We start from the raw sequence: 22,172 nt of genomic DNA on the forward strand, positions 1-22,172 counted from the left end.
ACCATGCTGCAAAACAACCCCGAACTCAAAAGCAAGATCGACCAGCTCTGGAACAAGTTCTGGAGCGGTGGCATCAGCAACCCACTCACCGCCATCGAGCAGATCACCTACCTGCTGTTCATGAAGCGGCTGGATGAGCTGGACCAGAAGCGCCAGGCCGATGCCGAGTGGACCGGCGAGAACTACATCTCCAAGTTCACGGGCACGTGGATTCCGCCCGAATACCGCAGCCAGCCAGAGCCCGAGAAGTTCGCCATCGACAAGCGCAGCCTGAGTTGGAGCGAATTCAAGCGCATGCAGGCCGAAGAGATGCTGCAGCACGTGCAGGGCAAGGTGTTCCCTTTTCTCAAGGACCTGAACGGTGCCGAATCCAACTTCACCCACCACATGAAGAACGCGGTCTTCATCATCCCCAAGGCCGCTCTTCTGGTGGAAGCGGTGAAGACCATCGACGCCATCTTCGAGGTGATGGAGAACGACTCGAAGGAGAAAGGCCAGGCCTTCCAGGACATCCAGGGCGATGTCTACGAATTCCTGCTGTCCGAGATCGCCACCGCCGGCAAGAACGGTCAGTTCCGCACCCCACGCCACATCATCAAGCTGATGGCCGATCTGGTGCAGCCGCAACTGGGCCACAAGATTGCCGACCCGGCCTGCGGTTCAGGCGGCTTTCTGCTTGGCGCGTATCAGTACATCGTCACCGAACTGGCGAAAAAAGCGGGCGCCCAAGACCTCAAGCCTGATGAAGACGGCTTCACCCGCACCTCGGTGGCCGCAGCGCTAACCGAAAAGGCGCAGGACATTCTGGCCAGCTCACTGTGTGGCTATGACATCGACCAGACCATGGTGCGGCTGGGGCTGATGAACCTGATGATGCACGGCATCGACGAGCCGCGCATTGACTACAAGGACACTCTCAGCAAAAGCTACACCGAGGAAGCCGAATACGACATCGTGTTGGCCAACCCGCCCTTCACCGGCAGCATCGACAAGGGCGACATCAACGAGCACCTGCAACTGGCCACCACCAAGACCGAGCTGCTGTTTGTCGAGAACATCTACCGTCTGCTCAAGAAGGGCGGCACCGCCTGCGTGATCGTGCCGCAGGGCGTGCTGTTCGGCTCCGGCGGCGCCTTCAAGACCCTGCGCCAGATGCTGGTGGAGCGTTGCGACCTCAAGGCCGTGATTACTCTGCCTAGCGGCGTGTTCAAACCCTATGCAGGGGTCAGCACCGCCATTTTGCTGTTCACCAAGGTCTGGGGGCCGAAAGACAAGGTGAGCAAGCCCGCCACCGAACACGTCTGGTTTTACGAAATGGCCGCCGACGGCTATTCGCTGGACGACAAGCGCAGCAAGCAGGAAGGCTCTGGCGACCTGCAAGACATCGTCGCCAGATATCACTCACGCAATCCCGCCACTGACACCGACCGCACCGCGAAGTGCTTCATGGTGCCGCGCACTGAGATTGCCGACGAGAAGAACAACTACGACCTCTCGCTCTCCCGCTACAAGCAGGCTGTCTTCGAGGAAGTGCACTACGACGCGCCAGGGGTGATTTTGGATCGGCTTATTCAGGCCGAGGTGGGAGACGTGGACGGAGCGGAACTGGGCAAAGTGCGGAGTGGCATCGTGCGCGAATTGCTGGAGTTGAAGGGGATGGTGGGATGATTGAACTCACGCCTCAGTATCTTGGTTCTGTCATTTCAATCTCCAAGGGCAGAAAGCACGAGATAACTGACTCGCCATCCAGCACTTCAAGACGATTGATCGGAATCGATGATCTTCGAAATGATGACTTAGTTCGTTATACAGATGACGCCAGTGGAACCGAAGCGGTTCCAGACGATGTACTGATCGCTTGGGATGGCGCCAATGCTGGCACGATCGGCTATGGGAAGGGTGGGTATATCGGCAGCACAATTGCGCGCCTTCGCGTCAATCCGGGTGTCCGGCTATTCACTCCATTTCTCGGCTTTTACTTGAAGTCAAAATTTGACTACCTGCGGCAGACGGCAACAGGTGCGACGATCCCACACATCAGTAGAAGTGCTCTCAAGGACATATCCCTCCCGGCAGTTGAATACGACGATCAAATTCGCATTGCCCATTTGCTCGGCAAAGTTGAAGGGCTGATCGCCCAGCGCAAACAACACCTGCAACAACTCGACGACCTGCTCAAAAGCGTGTTTCTGGAGATGTTCGGCGACCCAATGCGGAATGAGAGGGGGTGGGACAAACCTGAGTTGAAAGCCTTCGGCACGATTTCGACCGGCAACACGCCCCCCAGAAATGAGCCTGCAAATTACGATGACGATTTCATCGAATGGATTAAAACGGACAACATCACCGGTGATGCTGTTCTCGTCACGCAGGCCACCGAGCATCTTTCTGAGAGTGGAGCGAAAAAGGCAAGAACGGTCACGAACGGTGCCTTGCTTGTGGCCTGCATCGCGGGCAGCGTCGAATCAATCGGGCGTGCCGCATTGACAGACAGGGCGGTGTCGTTCAATCAGCAGATCAATGCCATCCAGCCCAGCAAGGATGTGAACGCTTTGTATCTGTATGGTTTGTTTAAGTTGTCTAGGGCTTACATACAGAGTCACGCCACGAAGGGAATGAAGAAGATTCTTACAAAAGGCGATTTTTCGAAGATCACGATGATCAAGCCGCCCGTTGAAATCCAGAATCAATTCGCTGTCATCGTAGAGCAAGTCGAAGGCATCAAATCCCGCTACCAACAAAGCCTCACCGACCTCGAAGCCCTCTACGGTGCCCTAAGCCAGCAGGCATTCAAGGGCGAGTTGGATTTGTCGCGGGTGGCCTTGGCTACCACCCCCATCGAAGGAGAAAAGCCCGTGGCCGCTGCCGTGCCTGCGCCCATCACAACGCCGGTGATCGAGCTGCCCGAAACCGATTTGCTGTTGCCCGTACTGCAAGACCGCGCACAACTTGCGCCTCTGTTGCGTTTCTGGCTGGAGGCCTATCGCATGCAGTTGGGCCGTGCGGTTTTCTCCCTAGAACGCTTCATCGCCGCCGCGCAAACCCGACTGGCCGAACTGCACCCGGACAACGATTTCGAATTGGCTGCCAGCGACTACGAGCCCATCAAGGCCTGGGTGTTTGAGGCCTTGGCCGCTGGGGCCCTGACGCAGGGGTTTGACGACGACGGCAACCGCATCGAGCTCAAAGCCGCCTCCGAGCAAAGCCTGGCATGAAGCTGCTGCGCCTCAAGATCAACGACCCTGCAGGTTTTCGCAGCCTGCCCTGTGGTTTTGAGCACCACTTTCGCACCGAGTGGAGCTTGCAGGGCGAGCTGGTGCAAGCGAACAACTTTGCGCCCTTCGTCTGCGCCGGGCCCAACGGCAGCGGCAAATCCAACCTGCTCGAAGCGCTGGCGGCGATCTTCTACCAGCTGGAAGTGCTGCGCGTGCGCCGCAGCTTTCTGCCGGAAGCCTTGCAGGACGAGGCGCTGGATGTTTCGCCCATCGCCTTTGAGTTGGATTACCTGATCCGCGTGCCCGCCGAGTACCGCAGCCCCGACAGCCCGCTGTGGGCGAAGGTGGGTGTGTGGAAGAACGCCGGCGAATCGGTGCGCTTTCTTTGGGAGAACCAGGGCGACTTCAGCACCGATGCGTATGAGGCGTTCAAGGGCGGACACGCCGACATCTTGCTGCCGCAGTACGTGCTGGGCTATTCCTCGGGCGAGAACGAGATCCTCAGCCTGCCGTTCTTCAAGATGCGTTTCGTGCAGTTCGACGAATACTGGAACGCGCTCGCCAAGCAACTACCCTATCCTGGTTACCCAGAAACGCGGCTGGCTTACCTCGATAACGGTTTCAGTCAGGCCATCCTGCTGTGCAATCTGCTGTTTCAGGACGAGGCCACCTTGCAGCCCTTCCGCGAGGACATAGGCATTGGAGAGCTAAAGCAATTTCGCATCATTTTGCGCCGGAGTATTCCCGTCACGCGTCACCAGCTGGCAGCCTTCACATCAGGTGACTACATCATGCACACCGAGACGCAGGACGGTCGGTTCGCGGATACCGATGCGGTCTATCTTGATCCAGCCACCGGAGACTATCGACTCAAGCTGTTGCACGGCTTAGAGGCGAATGAGCGAACACAAAATACCTCCATCATCGAGAAGCTCAAGCGCTGCGCCACGCTGCATTTCCACGATGAGGCGTCGGACACACTGACCCTTGATTACTGGGTCAATGATCACACCCAGAAAGCCTTCCGCGCCAACTTTGATGATTCGCCTCTGGCCTTGTTCCAAGCACTGCAAGTTCTCCTGGCGCTGAATCTTTACCCGGTTAGCGAAACCCTGAAGGCAGATCTCTACACCTCGACCAGTCACTACGTCAGTGAGACGGTGCCAACCTTGGCGTCCGATGAGCGCGCCATGCGCATCAAGAACTTCTACTTCACGAATCAGGGCGTTGAGAAGCCGATGCGTCTCAAAGAGTTGTCGGATGGCGAGCACCAACTGCTGCACAGCCTCGGCCTGTGCCTGCTGTTCCGCGACACTAACAGTCTGTTCCTGCTCGACGAGCCCGAAACGCACTTCAACCCCGACTGGCGCGCTAACTTCATCAGCCGCTTGCGCCAGTGCCTGCCGGGCAATGGTGAATGCGCGCAGGAAATGCTGATCACCACCCACACACCATTTCTGATCTCCGACAGCAAGCCGGACAAGGTACTGGTGTTTGCCAAGGACAAAGCCAGCGGCAAGGTCAGCATCAGCCACCCGCCATACAACACGCTGGGTGCTTCGATCAACAGGATCACCATGAGCACCTTTGGCAAGCGCGAAACCATCGGCGGCCATGCGCAGGCGTTGCTGGATGCGATGCGGACGCGCTTTGAACAGGGCGTCGAAGACAAAGAGGCCCTTATCACGGAGATTGATCAGCAACTCGGAGACTCGGTAGAAAAGGTGCTGCTGATCAAGGCCATCCTCGATGGCGATCAGCCAGACGATGGGAAGGGGCAGGGCTGATGCTGTTTCCTTACACCTATGTCCCGCACCGGATGGAAAAGATGCAGGCGTTCGTCGACTTTATCTTCTATGCGGTGTGGTGCCAGGCACCGTCAAAAGGCCCCTACCGTCTGGAGCTGTTCGCCTGGAATCCTGAGCTGCTTGAGGTGATGACGGCGTTTCACTACGATGACAGCAAAGGGGCCGAGTTTTTCGCAGGACATGTAGAACGCATCTATGCGCTCTTCGCGCCTTTGAGCGCTTGCCAGGTCGAGCAGCTTCGTCTGTGGTACATCGCAAACAACGATGTGGAGCGCGTGTGTGCCAACGACCACGCCATGTCGCTGAAGCGATACGCTGACTTTCCCATAGAGCTCAAAGACCTGTGTGATCAGCTGGCGTCATTCTTCAAAGGGCTGTATTCGCATGTGGAGGTTGCCGCTCTGAGAAAAAAGTGCGGCGACATCGACGATCACTACCAGACCTTTGTGCAGACCAACAAGGCAGGCAAATGCCCGTTTTGCGGCATCAACGATTTGCTGGGCGAGTACCACAGCAAGCGAGAGGCCTATGACCATTACCTGCCAAAAGCGCTATATCCGTTCAACTCCATCAACTTCCGCAACCTCGTCCCGGCCTGTCACCACTGCAACAGCAGCTACAAGACCAGCAAGGATCCAGCCTACCCGCTCAAAGATCCAACGAGGGCTGTTCATCGCCGCCCCTTCTTCTATCCCTACAAGACGAAGCCTCATTCCATTGAGCTGCAAATAGACCTGCAGCATTCCGACATCGCCAAGCTGACCCCGGCCGATATCACCCTGCAATTTGGCCCTGCGGCCATCGCGCAGGAGATTGACACGTGGAAGGATGTGTACGGGATCGAAGAGCGCTACAAATCCAAGCTTTGTACCGAAAGCGATGGCAAGGCCTGGCTTGCGCAAGTATTGGACGAGTGGAGGGAGCTAGGGCGAGACCCCAAAGAGTTCCTGCGGACGCTGGCACTCCATACGAAAAGGAGCCCCTACACCGACTGCAATTTTCTCAAAGAGCCATTCCTCGAAGCCTGCCGAAGGCGGGGGATATTCAACGAAGAGCAACCGGCCTGACGCTGATGCTGAGGGACGGCGAAAGTCAGGTTTCGGAGCCCTCCGCCCTTCGGCCGTAAAAGCCGACCGACTGCAACCAGTTTGAGGCGAACATCGAACGCAGTCCTACCAAAGTCGACCGCAACCAACACCAGCTCTTCGGATTCCAACTTCTGCAAAACCCGTCTCTCACAAAAACCCAGTAGTTCGCCCCCCCGCGCACGCCTGCAATACCCCACAGCGGTCAACCCACCGACCTCACACCCGCACTCATCGTGCCCAGGGCACCGGCGCGCTTAAAGAAGACCACAGAAGCCAAAAAGCTAAGGAAACCCCCGATATATGAATGGTCATTGACCACCTAGCATCGGAATTTGCTCGCCTGTACAAGGTGTACGGATCGCGTCCCGGCGTCCGCCCGGTGACATGGCGCCTGCCTCAGCTGCCCTTCCTGCGATGACTACACCTCCCGAGTCCGGCCCCACGCTGGACGCCGCCAGCCCCCTTCCCCCCGACATCGAAGCCGCCGACGAACCCACCAAGGTTCCCCTTGCCATCGAAGACTGGCTCACGGTCATCATCATGGGCGCGCTGGCGCTCATCACGTTCGCCAATGTCATCGTGCGCTACTTCACCGACTCGTCCTTCGCCTGGACGGAAGAGTTCTCGGTGTTCCTCATGATCATGCTGGCGCTGGTGGCCGGCTCGGCCGCCGTGGCGCGCGACCGGCACATCCGCATCGAGTACTTCTCCGAAAGCGGCTCGATGGCGCGGCGCAAGCGGCTGGCCCAGTTCGGCGCGCTGATGATCGCCATCCTGTTCGCGCTGATCGGCGCGCTCAGCATCCGCATGGTGTGGGACGACTACCGTTTTGAAGAAACCACGCCGGGCATCGGGCTGCCGGCCTGGTGGTATTCGATCTGGCTGCCGATCGTGTCCTTCGCGATCGCGGGGCGCGCCATCGGCCTCATGGTGCGGCGCGGGCGCAAGACGAACTACAAGTCCGACGACGACAACAGCAACACCAACAACGGCAAGGGCGGCGCCAAGTGATCGCCACCCTGCTCTTCGTCGCCTTCGTCGTGATGATGCTGGTGGGCGTGCCCATCGGCGCGGCGCTCGGCCTGGCCGGCGCCGCCTGCATTGCGCTGGCCAATGCCGACGCCCAGTGGTTCGGCCTGCTGGCGGTGCCGCAGAACTTCTACGCCGGCCTGGGCAAGTACCCGCTGCTGGCCATTCCGATGTTCGTGCTGGTCGGCTCGATCTTCGACCGCTCGGGCGTGGCGCTGCGCCTGGTCAACTTTGCCATCGCCATCGTGGGGCGCGGCCCCGGCATGCTGCCGCTGGTGGCGATTGCGGTGGCGATGTTCCTGGGCGGCATCTCGGGCTCGGGCCCGGCCAACGCCGCCGCCGTGGGCGCGGTGATGATCGCGGCCATGAGCCGCGCCGGCTACCCGGCCGCCTACTCGGCCAGCGTGGTGGGCGCCGCGGCGGCCACCGACATCCTGATTCCGCCCTCGGTCGCGTTCATCGTGTACTCAGTGCTGGTGCCGGGCGCCTCGGTGCCGGCACTGTTCGCGGCCGGCATGATCCCCGGCGTGATGGCCGGCCTGGCGCTGATGATTCCGGCCGTGTGGATGGCGCGCAAGCACAAGATGGGCGCGCTCGAATCGACGCTGCCGCGCCCACCGTTCTGGAAGAGCTTTCGCGAAGCGATCTGGGGCCTGGCGGCGCCGGTGCTGATCCTGGGCGGCATGCGCGCGGGCTGGTTCACGCCCACCGAGGCGGCCGTGGTGGCGGTGTTCTACGGCCTGTTCGTGGGCATGTGCATCCACCGGACCATCAAGGTGCGCGACCTGTTCGTGATCCTGCGCGAGTCGGGCGAGCTGTCGGCGGTGATCCTGCTGGTGGTGTCGCTGGCGGGCATCTTCGCGTACTCGCTCTCGACGCTGGGCGTGATCGATCCGGTCACGCGCGCCATCGTGAATTCGGGGCTGGGCGAGTACGGCATCCTGGCGCTGCTGATCCTGCTGCTCATCACGGTGGGCATGTTCCTGGACGGCGTGTCGATCTTCCTGATCTTCGTGCCGCTGTTGCTGCCGATCGTGCAGCACTACAAGTGGGACCCGGTGTGGTTCGGCGTGATCCTCACGCTGAAGGTGGCGCTGGGCCAGTTCACGCCGCCGCTGGCGGTGAACCTCATGGTGTCGTGCCGCATCGCGAAGGTGCGCATGGAAGAGACCGTGCCGTGGGTAGGCTGGATGCTGTTCTCGATGTTCGTGGTGATGGTGCTGGTGATCGCCTTCCCCGAACTCGCGCTCTGGCTGCCCCGCAAGCTCGGCTATTGATTTTTCGTCCCTCAGAACCCTTAGGAGAATGCGCATGAAATTCCGCCGCACCCTGCTCGGCCTCGCCGCCGTCGCCGCCACGCTCGGCCTGTTCTCGACCGGCGCGATGGCGCAGGCCGCCTACAAGCCCGAGTACAAGATGTCGCTGGTGCTGGGCCCGCCCACGCCGTGGGGCCAGGCCGGCAAGATCTGGGCCGACCTCGTGAAGGAGCGCACCCAGGGCCGCATCAACATCAAGCTGTACCCGGGCGTGTCGCTCATTCAGGGCGACCAGACGCGCGAGTTCAGCGCGCTGCGCCAGGGCGTGATCGACATGGCCGTGGGCTCGACCATCAACTGGTCGCCGCAGGTCAAGCAGCTCAACCTGTTCTCCATGCCCTTCCTGATGCCCGACTACGCGGCCATCGACGCGCTCACGCAGGGCGAAGTGGGCAAGGACATGTTCAAGACGCTCGACAAGGCCGGCGTGGTGCCGCTGGCCTGGGGCGAGAACGGCTTCCGCGAGATCACCAACTCGAAGAAGCCCATCAAGTCGCCGGCCGACATCAAGGGCATGAAGATCCGCGTGGTCGGCTCGCCGATCTACTCCGACATGCTCACCGCGCTGGGCGCCAACCCCACGCAGATGAGCTGGGCCGACGCACAGCCGGCGCTGGCCAGCGGCGCGGTCGACGGCCAGGAGAACCCGCTGTTCCTGTTCACGGTGCTCAAGATGCACACGGTGGGCCAGAAGTTCGTCACCACCTGGGGCTACGTGGCCGACCCGCTGGTGTTCGTGGTGAACAAGGAAATCTGGGCTTCGTGGACGCCGGCCGACCAGGCCATCGTGCGCCAGGCCGCGGTCGACGCCGGCAAGCAGGAAATCGCCATCGCGCGCAAGGGCCTGGTGGAAGCCGACAAGCCCGTGCTCAAGGACATCGCGGCCATGGGCGTGACCGTCACCAACCTGACGCCGGCCGAGCGTGACGCCTTCGTGAAGGCCACGCGCCCGGTGTACGACAAGTGGAAGTCGACCATCGGCGCCGACCTGGTGGCGAAGGCCGAGAAGGCCATCGCCGCGCGCGCGAAGTAAGCAACAAACCACTCTCTCGCGTCTGTGGATCGGGGTGGCCGCGACAATGCGGCCATGCACACCCTGATCATCGACACGGACCCCGGCGCGGACGACGTGATCGCGCTGCTGTTCGCCCTGGCGGCGCCCGAATCTCTCTCGATCCAGGCGCTGACCACGGTGGCGGGCAACGTTCCCCTCGCCAAGACTTCGCGCAACGCACGCCTGGCCTGCGAATGGGCCGGACGGCCCGAGGTGCCGGTCTACGCGGGCGCCGAGCGCCCCTTGCAGCGCACACCGATCTACGCCGCCAACATCCACGGCCACGAAGGCCTCACGGGCGTGGTCGTGCACGAGCCCGCCGTGCCGCTGGCCGAAGGCGGCGCCGTCGACTACCTCGTTCGCACATTGCGCGCCGCGCCCGAGAACAGCGTGACGCTCGCCATGCTCGGCCCGCAGACCAACCTTGCGCTGGCGCTCGAGCAGGCACCCGACATCACACGCGGCATTCGCGAGCTGGTGCTCATGGCCGGCGCGCATTTCAACGGCGGCAACATCACGCCCGTGGCGGAGTTCAACGTGTTCGCCGACCCGCACGCCGCCGAGGCGGTACTGAAGAGCGGCGTGCCGATCACGATGTTGCCGCTGGACGTGACGCACAAGATCCTGACGAGCGACGCGCGCATCGCGCGCCTGCGCGGCCTCGGCAACCGCGCCGGCGCGATCGTCGCCGACATCCTCGACGCCTACGCGCCGCAGGAGATGAAGCACTACGGCATGCCCGGCGGGCCGGTGCACGACGCCACCGTCACGGCTTACCTGCTGCGGCCAGACCTGTTCCAGGGCCGCCGCATCCACGTCGAGATCGACAGCCGCGAAGGCATGGGCTTCGGCCAGACCGTGGCCGACTGGCACGGCAGCCTGAAGCGGCCGGCCAACGTGAACTGGATCATCGACGGCGATGCGCAGGGCTTCTTCGACCTGCTGACGGAGCACATCGCGCGGCTGCCCTGAGCCTCTAGGCGAGCCCCATGAAAAAAGCCACGCTGCGAACAGCGTGGCTTTTTGCTTTGGGCGCCGCAGCGGATCAGTGCTGCAGGATCTTGTTGAGGAAGTCCTTGGTGCGCGGCTGGCGGTTTTCCGGGTGGTTGAAGAACTCTTCCTTCGAGCAGTCTTCCAGGATGCGGCCGCCGACGTCGATGAAGATCACGCGGCTGGCAACCTTGCGTGCGAAGCCCATTTCGTGCGTGACCACCATCATGGTCATGCCTTCCTTGGCCAGGCTCACCATCACGTCGAGCACTTCGCCGACCATTTCGGGGTCGAGCGCCGAGGTGGGTTCGTCGAACAGCATCACGATCGGGTCCATCGACAGCGCACGGGCGATCGCCACGCGCTGCTGCTGGCCGCCCGACAGCTGGCCCGGGAACTTGTCCTTGTGCGCCATCAGGCCCACGCGGTCGAGCATCTTCAGGCCGCGGGTCTTGGCTTCGTCGGCCGAACGGCCCAGCACCTTGATCTGAGCGATCGTGAGGTTCTCGGTCACCGACAGGTGCGGGAACAGCTCGAAGTGCTGGAACACCATGCCGACCTTGGAGCGCAGCTTGGGCAGGTTGGTCTTGGGGTCGTGCAGCGGGATGCCGTTGACGGTGATCTCGCCCTTCTGGAAGGGCTCGAGCGCGTTCACGGTCTTGATGAGCGTGGACTTGCCGGAACCCGACGGGCCGCACACCACCACCACGTCGCCCTTGGCGATGTTCACCGAGCAGTCGTTGAGCACCTGCACCGGGCCGTACCACTTGGAGACGTTCTTGATTTCAATCATTTTTTCGGACATTTGTTTCTCTCCGGTTCAGTTCAGCCACTCAATCAGCGAATGATGGCGATTTTCTTGTGCAGGCGCTTGACCACATAAGACAGCGAATAGCAGATGATGAAGTAGACGACCGCGGCCAGCAGGTACGACTCCACCGGTCGGCCGAAATTCTTGCCCGAGGTCTCGAAGCCCTTGAGCAGGTCGTAGGCGCCGATGGCATACACCAGCGAGGTGTCCTGGAACAGGATGATGGTCTGCGTCAGCAGCACCGGCAGCATGTTGCGGAAGGCCTGCGGCAGGATCACCAGCCGCATGTTCTGCCCATAGCTCATCCCCACGGCCTGGCCGGCGAAGACCTGGCCGCGCGGGATCGACTGGATGCCCGCGCGCATGATCTCGCTGAAGTAGGCCGCCTCGAAGGCGATGAAGGTGATCACCGCGGAATACTCCGCGCCGATGGGCCGTCCGATGACGAAGGGCACCAGCAGGAAGAAGCCCAGGATCACCATCACCAGCGGGATGCTGCGCATGCCGTTGACGTAGATGGCCGCCGGCACATCCAGCCACTTCTTGCCCGACAGGCGCATGAGCGCCAGCACGGTACCGAAGACGATGCCGCCCAGGGTGGCCACGACCGTGAGGAACACGCTGAAGTAGAAGCCCTTCAGCACGTAGTTGCTGATGACGCCCCAGTCGTAGAACGAAAAGTCGAGATTCATCATGTCAGTGTCCTCCTCCGGTGCCTGCGGCAACGAAGCCCGGGACCCTCGCCCTCTTCTCGATGTAGACCATGATCCGATTGATCACCAGTGCCGAGAAGATGTAAAGCAGCACGACACCGGCGTAGATTTCCATGTTGCGCCCGGTTTCCTCGCCGGCCTGCAGATAGAACTGCGTGAGCTCGGCGATCGACACCGCGAAAGCCACCGACGAGTTCTTGAAGATGTTCATCGATTCGCTGGTGAGCGGCGGCAGGATGATCCGGTAGGCCATGGGCAGGATGACGAAGCGGTAGTACTGCAGCGTGGTGAAGCCCACCGCCATGCCTGCGTAACGCTGCCCCTTGGGCAGGGCCTGGATGCCCGAGCGCAACTGCTCGGCAATGCGCGCCGACGTGAACAGGCCCAGCGCGATCACCACCAGCACGAAGGGCGGGAAGTCGCGCATGACCGGGAACAGCGACGGCACCACGTGGTACCAGAGGAAGATCTGCACCAGCAGGGGGATGTTGCGGAAAAGCTCGACCCAGGCGTTGCCGAATCTCACCAGCCACGGGTTGTCGGGCAGCGTGCGCAGGATGCCGATGGCCGATCCGACGACCAGGGCGATGACCAGTGCGCACAGCGACACCGACACCGTCCAGCCCCAGGCGGACATCATCCAGTTGAGATACGTTGATGCACCGCCCGTACCGAAGCAGCCTGGAACGATGTCGCCATCGATCGTGTCTTTGCAGAAGACCTGCCAGTCCCATGCCATGGGGAACTCCTCGTCTTGTCGTTTCTATCTATGGAGAAAACAAACGCCCGCCTTGAGGGCGGGCGCTTGTTGATCGATCACGCCAGACGAATTACTTCTTGGCGTAGTCTTCCATCGGCTTGTTGTTCGGGTTGGCCCAGGCCGCCTTGGTGGCATCCGACAGCGGCAGGTTCAGCGCCGTGTTGGTCGGGGGGACCGGCTGCATGAACCACTTGTCGTACAGCTTGTTCAGCGAGCCGTCCTTGATCTGGCGGGCAATGGACTCGTTGACCGCCTTCAGGAAGGCCTCGTCACCCTTGCGCACCATGCAGGCGATCGGCTCGACCGACAGTTCGGGGCCGACGATGGCGTAGTCCTTCGGCGCCTTGGACTTGGAGATGTTGGCGGCCAGGATCGAGCCGTCCATCACGAAGGCGTCGGCACGGCCGGTTTCCAGCAGCAGGAAGCTGTCTGCGTGGTCCTTGCCCATGACTTCCTTGAAGTCGATGCCCTGGGCGCGTTCGTTCTTGCGCAGGGTCTGGACCGAGGTGGTGCCGGTGGTGGTGGCCACGGTCTTGCCGTTCAGGTCCTTCAATTCCTTGATGCCCGAGCCGGCCTTCACGGCGATGCGCACGACTTCCACGTAGGTGGTGGTGGCGAAGTCGACATCCTTCTGGCGGGTGGCGTTGTTGGTGGTGGAGCCGCACTCCAGGTCCACGGTGCCGTTCTGCACCAGCGGGATGCGGTTCTGGGACGTGACGGGCACGTAGTTGACGGTCAGCTTCTTGCCGGCGGTCTTGCCCAGGTCTTCGATGATGCGTTCGCCCATCTCGGTGTGGAAGCCCACGTACTTGCCGTTGCCCAGGGTATAGGACAGTGCGGACGAATCACGCACGCCGAGGGCGATGGCGCCGCTGCCCTTGATCTTGGCCAGCGTGTCATTGGCCTGCGCGAAGGCGCCGCTGGTGGCGAGCGCTGCGACAGCCAATGCCAATACTTGTTTTTTCATACGAAAAGCTCCTGAGGGTGACTGAAACAAATAGAACGAAATTCTAGACACTCGCATTTTGCGGGATACCCGGACCAACCCGGTGCATCCCACGGGCATCGAAGCCCGCCTCGCACCGGCCGCGCCCATCGAGGCGCCAGCCTGGTGCAATCCAGACATTTCGCATTGTCCGACTTTCACTAAGCAGCCTTTGTGCCCGGCATTCGGGCGGCTGTCGATGGCGGATGCAGCGTACCGGCGATCCCCGGCGATCGCTCACGTGCAGCGGCCGAAAAAAACTGCCGCGACTGTAGTGGCGCCGTGGCCGGGCCGCCAATGCTGATTGCGGGAGGTCGTATGCGTGGTGCTTATAGATTGTGCAGCGCACAAAATCACTGCCATTCACACTCGTCGGTCAGTGCGGCGGCTGGGTCCCGACCAGGTACGACCACAGGGCGTCGGCCGTGCGCTTGGGTTGCATGCTCTCGGACAGCCCGGCCCGCGCGGCCGAACGGCTGGCGCCGGCCTTCACCGGGACCGGCGCAGTGGGCCGCTCGCGGTAGGCGCGGATTTCCATCCGGGCCTCGAGGCTGTCGATCTCGGGCGGCAGCGCGCTCACCAGCTTGCGCGCCTTGATCTCCTTGCGCACCGCGCTTTGCGGCAGGAAGGCGATGCCGTGGCCTTCGAGCGCCATGACCTTCAGGCCTTCGGCCATGTCGGTTTCATAGACGCGGTCGAGGTGGATCGCGGTGCCCGATTCCTTCAGCAGCTGGTCGACCACGCGCCCGAGGTAGGCGCCCGGCGCATAGCCCAGGTAGGGCAGCGGCTGGCCCGGGCGGCCCGGCAGCCGGTAGCGCGGCGCGCCCTCGGCATCGGCCTTGACCCAGGGCGCCACGGTTTCCTCGCCCAGGCTGACCATCTCGTACTTGGTGGCGTCGAGCTGCAACGGCTGCGAGGGGTGGTGGTAGGCGATCAGCAGGTCGCAGCTGCCTTCGACCAGCCGCAACACGGCGTCATGCACGTTGAGCGCGATGAGGCGGCTCTTGATGGGTCCGAAATGCTCGCGCAGGCTGGTGACCCACGACGGAAAGAAGGTGAAGGCCAGCGTGTGCGGCACGGCGATCTCGATCACGTCCTGGCCGGCGGCCGAGTGCCCGCGCAGCATGGCGCGCGTGCTCTGCAGCGACTGCAGCATCTCGATGGCCTGGCTGTAGAGCGTCTGGCCCGCGGGCGTGAGGCGCGTGGGGTAGGAGCTGCGATCGACCAGGTCGGTGCCGGCCCATCCCTCGAGCGCCTGGATGCGCCGCGAGAACGCCGGCTGCGTCACGTGCCTCAACTGGGCCGAGCGGCTGAAGCTGCGGGTTTCCGCCAAGCTGATGAAGTCTTCGAGCCACTTTGTTTCCATACGCGGCGATTATGCGAGCGCCGCGCCATACTGGGCGCCCCCTCCTTTTCCCGCATCCGCCATGTCTTTCGACGACCTGCCCGACCTCAGCGCCACCGAACTTTCGCGCCGGATCGCGGCCCGCGACGTGTCCTGTCGCGAGGTGATGCAGGCCGCGCTCGCCCGCATCGACGCACTCAATCCACGCTTCAACGCCATCGTCTCCCTGCGCGACCCTGCGCAGCTGCTGGCCGAAGCCGGCGAGCGCGACGCCGAGCTGGCGCGCGGCGAGCGGCGCGGCTGGATGCACGGCTTTCCGCTGGCCGTGAAAGACCTGAGCCACGCCGCCGGCCTGCCGACCTCGATGGGCTCGCCGCTCTCGCCACGCTCGCCCGCGCGCACCGACAGCCTGCACGTCGCCCGCATGCGCGCGGCCGGCGCCGTCGTCATCGGCAAGACCAACACGCCCGAGTTCGGGCTCGGCTCGCACACCTACAACCCGGTGTTCGGCATCACGCGCAACGCCTACGACCCGGCCCGCAGCGCGGGCGGCAGCAGCGGCGGCGCGGCCGTGGCGCTGGCCCTGGGCATGCTGCCCGTGGCCGACGGCAGCGACATGATGGGCTCGCTGCGCAACCCGGCCGCCTTCAACAACGTGATCGGCATGCGCCCTTCGCGCGGTCGTGTGCCCGGCGACCCGGAGCAGGAACTCTTCTTTCAGCAACTGGGCTGTGAAGGTCCGATGGGCCGCACCGTGGAAGACACCGCCCGGCTGCTGGCCGTGCAGGCAGGCTTCGACACGCGCGTGCCGCTGTCGTCGCCGCACCCACTGCCCTCGCCCGATGCCTTGCAGCTCGACGGCGAGACGCGGGGCCTGCGCATCGGCTGGCTCGGCAGCGTCTGGCCCGAGCTGCCGCTGGCGCCTGGCGTGCGCGAACTCGGCGAGCAGTCACTCGACACCTTCCGCGCCCTCGGCTGCGAGGTCGAACCCTGCACGCTCGACGTGCCGCGCGAACACAACTGGAGCGCCTGGCTGCGCCTGCGCCAGCTGCTGGTGGGCGGCAAGCTCGGCGCCTACCTGAGCGACCCGAAGCTGTTCGCCCAGCTCAAGCCCGAGGCGCAATGGGAGATCGAGCAAAGCCGTCACCTCGATGCGGCCTCGCTGTACCAGGCCTCGCTGTATCGCTCGAACGTGTACCGCGCGTTCCTGAAACTCTTCGAGCGCTTCGATTTCGTGGTCGCGCCGACGGCGCAGGTATTCCCGTTCGATGCCGAACTGCACTGGCCGACCGAGGTGAACGGCGTGAAGAGCGACACCTACCACCGCTGGATGGAGATCGTCACGCCCTTCACGCTGGCCGGCCTGCCGACGCTGAATGTGCGCGCGGGGTTTGGTGAGGGCGGACTGCCGATGGGGCTGCAGCTGGCGGGGCCGATCCATGCGGACCTCGACGTGCTGCGGCTGGGGCATGCCTATGACCAGGCGTGCGGCTGGGGCGCTCGACGCCCGTCCGCCCTGGCTTGACTCCCTCCCCTTCCGGGGGAGGGTTGGGGCGGGGGCAAGCGGCGTACCCCATGGGCGCTCTGCCCGCCCCCATCCCAACCTTCCCCCGGAGGGGGAAGGAGCGAAAACATCAGATCGGCGTGAGCACACCACGCCCCGCGAAGTGCCCTTCGGCATTCGCAAGGAAGTGGTCCACCGACTTCTGCGTCGCCTCGGGCGACCAGCCTGCCATGTGTGGCGTCAGCAGCACGTTGTCCAGGCCGATGAGCGGCTCGGGGCGCTTGGGCTCGCTCTCGTACACGTCCAGGCCCGCGCCGGCGATGCGTTTCTCGCGCAGCGCGGCGGCCAGTGCCTCGGTGTCGACCACGCTGCCGCGGCCGATGCTCACGAGGTAGCCCTGCGGCCCCAGCGCATCCAACACTTCGGCGTTGACCAGGTGCTTCGTCGCCGGCCCGCCGGGTGCGGCCAGCACGAGGAAATCGGCCCAGGTGGCCAGCGACTTCAGGTCGTCGAAGTAGCGCTGCGTCACGCCGTCCTTCGGCTTGCGGTTGTGATAGCCGACCTCCATGTCGAAGGCCGCAGCGCGCTTCGCGATCTTCTGCCCGATGGTGCCCATGCCCAGAATGCCCAGCTTCTTGCCCGACACGTTCGGCGGCTGCGGAATCGCCTCGCGCCACACGCCCTCGCGGCACAGCCGGTCGAGCGTGCGGAACTCGCGCACGATGCTGATGAGCAGGCCGAAGGCGTGGTCGGCCACGCAATCGTCGTTGGTGCCCGCGCCGTTGGCGGTGGCGATGCCGCGCGCGCGCGTCGCGTCGAGCGGCACGCCCTCATAGCCCGCGCCCATGCAGCAGACCAGCTCGAGCGCCGGCATCGCCTCGATCTCGGCGGGCGTGAGGCCGATGACGCCGATGGTCAGCACCGCGCGGAATTTCTTGCCGTGTTCGGCGATGGCCGCCGCCCGTTCGGCGTCGCCGAAGGCATAGGTCATGTCGTAGACCTCGGCAATCTGGGCCTGGTGGGCGCTCGAGAGGCTGTTGAGCACCAGCAGGGGAATCTTGGTCGACACGTGGGAACTCCTGAGTTCGATGGGAAAGACGCAATGATCGGGCTAGAGCAGAGGTACCGCTTCGCTCTTCTGCAAAGCCCACATCTGCGCGTAGCGGCCCTGCTTCGCGAGCAGCTCGGCATGCGTGCCGCGCTCGACGATCACGCCCGATTCGAGCACCAGGATCTCGTGCGCCTCGACCACGGTCGAGAGGCGGTGCGCGATGACCAGCGTGGTCTTGCCCTGCGCGGCGCTGCGAAGCTCGGACTGGATGGCGCGTTCGTTGGCCGAATCGAGCGCCGAGGTGGCCTCGTCGAAGATCACGATCGGCGGGTTCTTCAGCAGCGTGCGCGCGATGGCCACGCGCTGCTTCTCGCCGCCCGAGAGCTTCAGGCCGCGCTCGCCCACCGTGGTCTCGTAGCCCTTGGGCGTGGCAACGATGAAGTCGTGGATGCGCGCGGCGCGTGCAGCGCCTTCGACCTCTTCGCGCGTGGCGCCGGGGCGGCCGTAGGCGATGTTGTATTCGACCGTGTCGTTGAACAGCACCGTGTCCTGCGGCACGATGCCGATGGCGCGACGCACGCTGGATTGCTGCACGGCGCGGATGTCTTCACCGCCGATGGTGATGCGGCCTTCCTGCACGTCGTAGAAGCGGTACATCAGCCGGGCGAGCGTCGACTTGCCCGAGCCCGAGGGGCCGACCACGGCCACCGTCTTGCCGGCCGGGATCTCGAAGCTCACGTGCTTGAGGATCGGCCGTGCCGGCTCGTAGGCGAAGCTCACGTCCTCGAAGCGCACGGTGGAATCGGCGCCCGCGAGCGGCTGCGCGTCGGGCACGTCGCGCACCTCGCGTTCGCGCTCCAGCAGCACGAACATCTTGTCCAGGTCGGTCAGGCTCTGCTTGATCTCGCGGTAGATCACGCCCAGGAAGTTCAGCGGGATGTACAGCTGGATCATGAAGGCGTTGACCATCACCAGGTCACCCAGCGTCATGCGCCCTTCGACCACACCCGAGGTGGCGCGCCACAGCATCAGCACGAGGCTGATGGCGATCAGCGCCTGCTGGCCCGTGTTGAGCATGCTCAGCGTGCGCTGGCTCTTGATGGCCGCCTTGCGGTAGCGGTCGAGGCTGGCGTCGTAGCGCTTCGCCTCGAACTCCTCGTTGTTGAAGTACTTGACCGTTTCGTAGTTCAAGAGCGAATCGACCGCGCGGCTTTGCGCCATCGAGTCGAGCTCGTTCATGGTCTTGCGAAACTGCGTGCGCCATTCGGTCACGGTGACCGTGAAGACGATGTACAGCACCAGCGCCGCGCCCGTGATCCACACGAACAGCGCGTCGAACTTCACGCCCAGGATGGTGAGCACCAGCACCAGCTCGATGATGGTGGGCACGATGCTGTACAGCGACATCGAGATCAGCGAATGCACGCCGCGCGTGCCGCGCTCGATGTCGCGCGTCATGCCGCCGGTCTGGCGCTCCAGGTGAAAGCGCAGGCTCAGTGCATGCAGGTGGCCGAACACCTCCAGCGCGATCCGCCGCGCGGCGCCCTCGGTGGCCTTGGCGAAGATGAGTTCTCGCAGCTCGTTGAAGAGCGAGGTCGAGAAGCGAAGCAGCCCGTAGGCCAGCAGCAGCGCGATCGGCACCACGAGCAACGCCTGCGCCATGTCGGGCTTGGGCGTCATCGTGTCGACGAGGTTCTTGAGCAGCACCGGCACGCCCACGTTCGCGACCTTGGCCGCGATCATGAAACCGAGCGCCGCGATCACGCGCCACTTGTACTGCCAGAGGTAGGGAAAGAGGCGGCGCAGGGTCGCCCAGTCGGAACGGTCGGCGCGCGCGGGCGGGTGGCCGCCGGCCGCTTGGGGAGGGGAGGAAAGGGCTTCGCCGCTTCGGCGCATGGAGGACAATCGTGGTTGTTTGTTTGCTTCAGATTGTGCCCATGTCCTCCCCTTCCAGTGCCTCTTCCACCGCAGCGGCGGCCGCCGCCACCCTCAAGAGCCTGCCCACCGACATGGAGCTGGTGCTCAAGGTCATCCCGATGCCGGCCGACTGCAACGCCAACGGCGACATCTTCGGCGGCTGGGTCATGGCGCAGTGCGACCTGGCCGGCTCGGTGATCCCGGCGCGCTACGCCCGGGGCCGCCAGGCGACGGTGGCGGTCAACGAGTTCATCTTCAAGCAGCCGGTGCGGCTGGGCGACATCCTCTCGTTCTATTCGAAGCTGGTGCGCGTCGGACGCACCTCGGTCACGGTGACGGTCGAAGTGTTCGCGGAGCGCTTCCGGGCGCAGGGCGAGTACATCAAGGTGACCCAGGCCACCTTCACCTATGTAGCGATCGACGACAACGGCCGCCCCCGTCCGATCGAGCCGCTGCCGGCCTGAGCGCCGCCCTCTTCCTTTTCAGGCCACGCCCGCATCGCGCACGCGCGCGGTGCACTCGAACTCGCGGTTGATCCAGCGCGCGTCGCGCCGCTCCACGCGGCGGATGTAGACCGACTGCACCACGTCGCGCGTGTGGGCATCGATCTCGACCGGGCCGCGCGGGCTGTCCAGCCGCAGGCCGCGGAACGCATCGACCAGCCGCTCCGCGCCCGCCTTGCCGCCTCGCACACCGGGCGCGCTCAGGGCCGCATCGATGGCCGCGAGCGCGTCGTGCGCCGCCACCGCGAAGTAACCCGGGCGCAGGTGGCTGCCGTACTCGGTCTCGAAGGCGCCCGCGAAGCGGCGGTTGGCCGGTGACTCGTGGGCGTAGGAATAGTGATGGCTCGTGACCAGCCCCTCGGCCAGCTCGCCGATGCCGTCGAGGTAGTGGTCGTCGGTGGCGTCGCCCGTCGCGAGCAGGCGGATGCCGGTGTCGGCCATGCCACGGTCGCGCCAGAACTTGAGGAAGATCGCCGGCATCTGCCCCGAGGGCAGGAAGAAGAACACGGCCTGCGGCTTCAGCTCGCGCAGGCGCAGCATGTAGGCCGAGTAGTCGAGCGTGTTCAGCGGCACGCGCAGCATCGCGCCCACGCGGCCGCCGCCGGCGGTGATGCCGGAGACGAAGGCGCTCTCGGCGTCCACGCCGGAGGCGTAGTCGGCCACCACGGTGCACACGTCGCGCAGGCCCTGCTGCAGCGCCCAGCGCGCCAGCGGCGCCGTGACCTGCGGGATGGTGAACGACACCCGCACCATGAACGGCGAGCGCCCGGTGATGCCCGAGGAGGCGGCGTTCATGATCACGGTCGGCACGCGCGCCTGCGTGGCGACCGTGCCGACGGCGTAGGCGTTGGAGCTGAAGTCCAGCCCCGTGAGCAGGTCGACGCGCTCGCTCTCGATGAGGTCTTGCGCCTGGCGCCGCGCTTGCTCGGGCGCACTGCCGGGCACGTCGCGGCGCAGCAGTTCGACGGGACGGCCCGCGATCTGCTGCTTGTGATCGGCCAGCCAGACCGCCATGCCGGCATCGAACTGGCGCCCGCCGCCCGCATACGGCCCCGACCACGAGCCGATGACGCCGATGCGCAAAGGCCGCACGCGCGCCAGCACCAACGAAGGCGCCGCGAGCGTGCCCGCGAGTAAGCCCAAAGCATGCCGTCGCGTCGGCTTGAATGCTACTTTTTCAGTAGCATTGATCGCCCGTGTGGCGGGCGTTGTGGGCGGGTTGACGTCTGGAGCAGGCACGAGGAACAGTGTACGCAGGCACCGTTCGCAGACAAGTCCACGGAAGGTTTAGACCTTCGAGAAATCGGGCTTGCGCTTCTCCATGAAGGCACCGAATGCTTCCTTGGCGGCAGGCTCGCGCAGCATGCGCCCGAAGCTCGCGCCTTCCTCGCCCATGCGTTCGAGCACGGCGGGCATCTGGGCCTTCTTCAGCAGGCGCTTGGTCTCGATCAGCGCGCTCAGCGGCTTGGCCGCGAGCTTGCGGGCCTGCGCCTGGGCGATGGCGTTGGCTTCGGTCGGCGGCACCACGCGGTTGACCAGGCCCACTTCGAGCGCGGCCTCGGCCATGAAGGGCTCGCCCAGCAGCAGGGCTTCGGCGGCGCGGTGGTAGCCCAGCATCTGCGGCACCAGCAGGCTCGACGCCGCTTCGGGGCACAGGCCCAGGTTGACGAAAGGCATCGAGAACGCGGCGTTGTCGCCCGCGTAGACGAGGTCGCAGTGGAACAGCATCGTGGTGCCGATCCCCACGGCCGGACCGCACACGGCGGCGACGATGGGCTTGGGGAAGGTCGCGATGCCGCGCAGGAAGCGGAACACCGGCGACTCCTGCGTGGAGGCCGGGCCGTTGAGGAAGTCGCCGATGTCGTTGCCGGCGCTGAAGATGGTCGGGTCGCCCTGGATCAGCACGCAGCGCACAGCGGCTTCACTCTCGGCGGTGGCAAGCGCGTCGGCCAGCGCGGCGTACATGCTGCTGGTGATCGAGTTCTTCTTGTCGACGCGGTTGAAGGTGATGGTCATCACGCCGGCTTCGGTGTGGACGAGGATGTCGCTCATGGAAAGGTCCTTGGTAGGTAAAACGGGGGCG

General features: G+C 64.1%; 19 protein-coding genes. 10 read left to right on the forward strand and 9 right to left on the reverse strand.

Annotated features, from left to right (window positions below):
• Nucleotides 1–3 precede the first annotated feature (3 nt).
• From D3H34_RS11105 to D3H34_RS11140, 8 genes are all read left to right on the forward strand, one after another.
• Nucleotides 4–1,668: a type I restriction-modification system subunit M gene (locus D3H34_RS11105; RefSeq protein ID WP_119553512.1), complete on the forward strand. Its 1,665-nt coding sequence runs from the start codon at nucleotides 4–6 to the stop codon at nucleotides 1,666–1,668.
• On the forward strand, nucleotides 1,665–3,215 hold the full coding sequence (locus D3H34_RS11110; protein ID WP_119553513.1) for a restriction endonuclease subunit S: 1,551 nt from the start codon (nucleotides 1,665–1,667) through the stop codon (nucleotides 3,213–3,215). Before D3H34_RS11105 ends, D3H34_RS11110 begins: the two co-directional genes overlap by 4 nt.
• Entirely contained in the window at nucleotides 3,212–5,002 is a 1,791-nt protein-coding gene (locus D3H34_RS11115; RefSeq protein ID WP_119553514.1) for a restriction system-associated AAA family ATPase, read from the forward strand. Before D3H34_RS11110 ends, D3H34_RS11115 begins: the two co-directional genes overlap by 4 nt.
• Nucleotides 5,002–6,090 (forward strand): HNH endonuclease, encoded by a 1,089-nt coding sequence (locus D3H34_RS11120; RefSeq protein ID WP_119553515.1) that lies wholly within the window; start codon nucleotides 5,002–5,004, stop codon nucleotides 6,088–6,090. The genes D3H34_RS11115 and D3H34_RS11120 overlap by 1 nt, the downstream gene beginning before the upstream one ends.
• Before the next feature lie 435 nt (nucleotides 6,091–6,525).
• Nucleotides 6,526–7,122, forward strand: coding sequence for a TRAP transporter small permease (locus D3H34_RS11125; protein WP_119553516.1), 597 nt, complete (start codon nucleotides 6,526–6,528; stop codon nucleotides 7,120–7,122).
• Nucleotides 7,119–8,417: a TRAP transporter large permease gene (locus tag D3H34_RS11130; protein ID WP_119553517.1), complete on the forward strand. Its 1,299-nt coding sequence runs from the start codon at nucleotides 7,119–7,121 to the stop codon at nucleotides 8,415–8,417. The genes D3H34_RS11125 and D3H34_RS11130 overlap by 4 nt, the downstream gene beginning before the upstream one ends.
• Before the next feature lie 34 nt (nucleotides 8,418–8,451).
• On the forward strand, nucleotides 8,452–9,489 hold the full coding sequence (locus D3H34_RS11135; protein WP_119553518.1) for a DctP family TRAP transporter solute-binding subunit: 1,038 nt from the start codon (nucleotides 8,452–8,454) through the stop codon (nucleotides 9,487–9,489).
• A gap of 54 nt (nucleotides 9,490–9,543) precedes the next feature.
• Entirely contained in the window at nucleotides 9,544–10,482 is a 939-nt protein-coding gene (locus tag D3H34_RS11140) for a nucleoside hydrolase (RefSeq protein ID WP_119553519.1), read from the forward strand.
• Nucleotides 10,483–10,555: 73 nt separating this feature from the next.
• On the opposite strand, the gene D3H34_RS11145 is transcribed toward D3H34_RS11140, so the two are convergent.
• The 5 genes from D3H34_RS11145 to D3H34_RS11165 form a co-directional block, all read right to left on the reverse strand.
• Nucleotides 10,556–11,293 (reverse strand): amino acid ABC transporter ATP-binding protein, encoded by a 738-nt coding sequence (locus D3H34_RS11145; protein WP_119553520.1) that lies wholly within the window; start codon nucleotides 11,291–11,293, stop codon nucleotides 10,556–10,558.
• 44 nt (nucleotides 11,294–11,337) lie between these two features.
• Nucleotides 11,338–12,006 (reverse strand): amino acid ABC transporter permease, encoded by a 669-nt coding sequence (locus D3H34_RS11150; RefSeq protein ID WP_205736711.1) that lies wholly within the window; start codon nucleotides 12,004–12,006, stop codon nucleotides 11,338–11,340.
• Between the two features lies 1 nt (nucleotide 12,007).
• A complete protein-coding gene (locus D3H34_RS11155) occupies nucleotides 12,008–12,763 on the reverse strand; it encodes an amino acid ABC transporter permease (protein WP_119553521.1) in 756 nt (251 codons plus the stop codon).
• 91 nt (nucleotides 12,764–12,854) lie between these two features.
• Entirely contained in the window at nucleotides 12,855–13,751 is an 897-nt protein-coding gene (locus D3H34_RS11160; protein WP_119553522.1) for an amino acid ABC transporter substrate-binding protein, read from the reverse strand.
• Nucleotides 13,752–14,145: 394 nt separating this feature from the next.
• A complete protein-coding gene (locus tag D3H34_RS11165; protein WP_119553523.1) occupies nucleotides 14,146–15,135 on the reverse strand; it encodes a LysR substrate-binding domain-containing protein in 990 nt (329 codons plus the stop codon).
• A gap of 61 nt (nucleotides 15,136–15,196) precedes the next feature.
• Here D3H34_RS11165 and D3H34_RS11170 point away from each other — a divergent pair, with 61 nt between their 5' ends.
• Nucleotides 15,197–16,639 (forward strand): amidase, encoded by a 1,443-nt coding sequence (locus D3H34_RS11170; protein ID WP_119553524.1) that lies wholly within the window; start codon nucleotides 15,197–15,199, stop codon nucleotides 16,637–16,639.
• Between the two features lie 109 nt (nucleotides 16,640–16,748).
• Here D3H34_RS11170 and D3H34_RS11175 read toward each other — a convergent pair whose 3' ends face one another.
• Both D3H34_RS11175 and D3H34_RS11180 read right to left on the reverse strand, forming a co-directional pair.
• On the reverse strand, nucleotides 16,749–17,687 hold the full coding sequence (locus D3H34_RS11175; protein WP_119553525.1) for a 2-hydroxyacid dehydrogenase: 939 nt from the start codon (nucleotides 17,685–17,687) through the stop codon (nucleotides 16,749–16,751).
• 42 nt (nucleotides 17,688–17,729) lie between these two features.
• A complete protein-coding gene (locus D3H34_RS11180; RefSeq protein ID WP_119553526.1) occupies nucleotides 17,730–19,565 on the reverse strand; it encodes an ABCB family ABC transporter ATP-binding protein/permease in 1,836 nt (611 codons plus the stop codon).
• Nucleotides 19,566–19,606: 41 nt separating this feature from the next.
• On the opposite strand from D3H34_RS11180, the gene D3H34_RS11185 reads away from it, so the two are divergent.
• Nucleotides 19,607–20,050 carry an acyl-CoA thioesterase gene (locus D3H34_RS11185; protein WP_119553527.1) on the forward strand — a complete coding sequence of 148 codons (444 nt, stop codon included), beginning with the start codon at nucleotides 19,607–19,609 and terminating at the stop codon, nucleotides 20,048–20,050.
• An 18-nt stretch (nucleotides 20,051–20,068) separates the two neighbouring features.
• Here the strand turns inward: D3H34_RS11185 and D3H34_RS11190 are convergent, their stop codons facing one another.
• Both D3H34_RS11190 and D3H34_RS11195 read right to left on the reverse strand, forming a co-directional pair.
• Nucleotides 20,069–21,232, reverse strand: a complete 1,164-nt coding sequence (locus D3H34_RS11190) for an ABC transporter substrate-binding protein (RefSeq protein WP_286185624.1) — start codon at nucleotides 21,230–21,232, stop codon at nucleotides 20,069–20,071.
• A gap of 144 nt (nucleotides 21,233–21,376) precedes the next feature.
• The gene (locus D3H34_RS11195; RefSeq protein ID WP_119553528.1) at nucleotides 21,377–22,141 is read right to left on the reverse strand and encodes an enoyl-CoA hydratase; all 765 of its coding nucleotides are present in this window, start codon (nucleotides 22,139–22,141) and stop codon (nucleotides 21,377–21,379) included.
• Nucleotides 22,142–22,172 lie beyond the last annotated feature (31 nt).

The organism is Acidovorax cavernicola (genome assembly GCF_003581445.1).

What these genes read in the sequence shown, in the direction of transcription:
- D3H34_RS11125 (WP_119553516.1), top strand. Translation starts at nt 6,526, where the DNA reads ATGACTACACCTCCCGAGTCCGGCCCCACGCTGGACGCCGCCAGCCCC.
- D3H34_RS11195 (WP_119553528.1), bottom strand. Translation starts at nt 22,141, where the DNA reads ATGAGCGACATCCTCGTCCACACCGAAGCCGGCGTGATGACCATCACC.
- D3H34_RS11140 (WP_119553519.1), top strand. Translation starts at nt 9,544, where the DNA reads ATGCACACCCTGATCATCGACACGGACCCCGGCGCGGACGACGTGATC.
- D3H34_RS11155 (WP_119553521.1), bottom strand. Translation starts at nt 12,763, where the DNA reads ATGGCATGGGACTGGCAGGTCTTCTGCAAAGACACGATCGATGGCGAC.
- D3H34_RS11135 (WP_119553518.1), top strand. Translation starts at nt 8,452, where the DNA reads ATGAAATTCCGCCGCACCCTGCTCGGCCTCGCCGCCGTCGCCGCCACG.
- D3H34_RS11120 (WP_119553515.1), top strand. Translation starts at nt 5,002, where the DNA reads ATGCTGTTTCCTTACACCTATGTCCCGCACCGGATGGAAAAGATGCAG.
- D3H34_RS11105 (WP_119553512.1), top strand. Translation starts at nt 4, where the DNA reads ATGCTGCAAAACAACCCCGAACTCAAAAGCAAGATCGACCAGCTCTGG.
- D3H34_RS11115 (WP_119553514.1), top strand. Translation starts at nt 3,212, where the DNA reads ATGAAGCTGCTGCGCCTCAAGATCAACGACCCTGCAGGTTTTCGCAGC.
- D3H34_RS11180 (WP_119553526.1), bottom strand. Translation starts at nt 19,565, where the DNA reads ATGCGCCGAAGCGGCGAAGCCCTTTCCTCCCCTCCCCAAGCGGCCGGC.
- D3H34_RS11170 (WP_119553524.1), top strand. Translation starts at nt 15,197, where the DNA reads ATGTCTTTCGACGACCTGCCCGACCTCAGCGCCACCGAACTTTCGCGC.
- D3H34_RS11160 (WP_119553522.1), bottom strand. Translation starts at nt 13,751, where the DNA reads ATGAAAAAACAAGTATTGGCATTGGCTGTCGCAGCGCTCGCCACCAGC.
- D3H34_RS11110 (WP_119553513.1), top strand. Translation starts at nt 1,665, where the DNA reads ATGATTGAACTCACGCCTCAGTATCTTGGTTCTGTCATTTCAATCTCC.
- D3H34_RS11165 (WP_119553523.1), bottom strand. Translation starts at nt 15,135, where the DNA reads ATGGAAACAAAGTGGCTCGAAGACTTCATCAGCTTGGCGGAAACCCGC.
- D3H34_RS11150 (WP_205736711.1), bottom strand. Translation starts at nt 12,006, where the DNA reads ATGATGAATCTCGACTTTTCGTTCTACGACTGGGGCGTCATCAGCAAC.
- D3H34_RS11145 (WP_119553520.1), bottom strand. Translation starts at nt 11,293, where the DNA reads ATGATTGAAATCAAGAACGTCTCCAAGTGGTACGGCCCGGTGCAGGTG.
- D3H34_RS11185 (WP_119553527.1), top strand. Translation starts at nt 19,607, where the DNA reads ATGTCCTCCCCTTCCAGTGCCTCTTCCACCGCAGCGGCGGCCGCCGCC.